Here is a 250-nt window from a genome sequence, read left to right as displayed (position 1 = left end):
AAGGTAGAGATTACCGGTACGGTGGACGGTGATGTGAAGGCGGGTGACACCGTGATCTTGACCGTTGATGGTAAAGAGATCGGTCGTGCGACGGTCAACGCCGATGGCAAGACCTGGAGCACCGAAGTGTCGGGTGCTGACTTGCTGGGTCATGACAAGGTTGATGCCGAGGTTACGATCACGGATGATGCGGGCAATAGTGTGACGGCGACAGATGACCGTGACTACAGCACGCAGACCACGCTGCCTG

Annotated in this window: 1 protein-coding gene; it reads left to right on the top strand. The window is 57.2% G+C overall.

The features are described from left to right. Positions 1 to 250 (top strand): Ig-like domain-containing protein (locus LKX83_RS32735; RefSeq protein WP_227887453.1); only part of this gene is annotated, 250 nt, incomplete at both ends.

The sequence above is a fragment of the Cohnella baijiui genome (assembly GCF_020731285.1).
Lineage (GTDB): Bacteria > Bacillota > Bacilli > Paenibacillales > Paenibacillaceae > Cohnella.
Note: the sequence above shows the minus strand (reverse complement) of the source record. Positions and strands in the feature narration are given on the sequence as shown.